We start from the raw sequence: 1246 nt of genomic DNA, 5'->3' as shown, positions 1-1246 counted from the left end.
CGGGCGGCCTCCGAGAGGCGGCGGTGCGGGCCGACGCACGCGCGGAAAATACCCGCGTCGTGGCGTTGGTCGCCCTGGCTTCACCAATTGGTTCTGAACCGTTACGGTCACTTCATGGTGCGGTCCATCAGTTCTCGCCGGCCGGCGACCCTGGCGTCGCTGGCGGCGGAGCTCGGCGTGTCCAGGACAACGGTGTCCAATGCCTACAACCGTCCTGACCAGCTCTCGCCCGAACTCCGGCAACGTGTTCTCGAGGCCGCCCGGCGGGTCGGCTACCCCGGCCCGGACCCGGTCGCGCGGTCCCTGCGCACCCGCAAGGCGGGTGCGCTCGGTCTCCTGCTGACGGAGAACCTCTCCTACGCCTTCCGCGACCCCGCCGCCGTCAGCTTCCTGGAGGGCCTGGCGCTCTCCTGCGAAGCCGCCGGCCAGGGGCTGCTGCTGGTCCCGGCCAACCCCGAGCGGGAGGACCTCGCCGCGGTGCACCGGGCGGGGGTCGACGGCTTCGTCGTCTACTCGGTGCCCGACGACGACCCCCACCTGGCCGCGGTGCTGGAGCGGCCGGTCCCCACCGTCGTCTGCGACCAGCCCAGCCTCCCCGGGGTCGACACGGTCGGCATCGACGACGGCTCCGCGATGACCGGCATGGCCGAGCACCTCATCGGCCTGGGGCACCGCCGCGTCGGGGTGGTGTGCATGCGGCTCGGACGTGACCGCAACGACGCGGTCGCCTCGCTGGACCGGCAGCGGTCGGCCCACTTCCACGTGCAGCGTGCCCGCCTGGTCGCCCTCGCCGCGGCTTTCGAGGCGGTCGGGGTCCAGTGGGCGCAGGTGCCCGTCGTCGAACGGTTCGACCACAGCGTGGAGTCGGGTGCCTCCGCCACCGCCCGCATCCTGGATCTGGACCCGGAGATCACGGCGGTGGTCTGCACCTCCGACATCCTGGCGCTCGGCGCGCTCGAGGAGGCCAGGCGCCGTGGCCTGCGGGTGCCCCAGGACCTGACGGTGACCGGCTTCGACGGCATCGCCGAGGCCGAACGGGTGGGGTTGACCACCGTGGTGCAGCCGGTGCGGGACAAGGGCGCGGAGGCGGGCCGCCTGCTGCGGGAGCAGCCGGACCACGGCCGACCGAGGAAGATCGTGTTACCGACGAGCCTGCGCACCGGCGGCACGGCCGCTCCGCCCCGCAACAGCCAGGAGCGCTGGTTCGGGCCGTGACCGGCCGGCCCGCGCCTCTTTCCCGCCTTCC

At 73.4% G+C, this 1246-nt stretch carries 1 protein-coding gene; it reads left to right on the top strand.

Going from position 1 to position 1246, the window contains the following annotated elements; genetic code table 11:
- Nucleotides 1–114: 114 nt before the first annotated feature.
- On the top strand, nt 115–1215 hold the full coding sequence (locus ACTIDRAF_RS0225750) for a LacI family DNA-binding transcriptional regulator (protein ID WP_083886729.1): 1101 nt from the start codon (nt 115–117) through the stop codon (nt 1213–1215).
- Nucleotides 1216–1246 lie beyond the last annotated feature (31 nt).

It is taken from the genome of Actinoalloteichus spitiensis RMV-1378 (assembly GCF_000239155.1).
Lineage (GTDB): Bacteria > Actinomycetota > Actinomycetes > Mycobacteriales > Pseudonocardiaceae > Actinoalloteichus_B > Actinoalloteichus_B spitiensis.
This window is presented reverse-complemented; position numbering and strand designations above follow the sequence as displayed.

Excerpts from the sequence above, each read along its gene's own strand:
- ACTIDRAF_RS0225750 (WP_083886729.1), top strand. The coding sequence starts at position 115 with ATGGTGCGGTCCATCAGTTCTCGCCGGCCGGCGACCCTGGCGTCGCTG.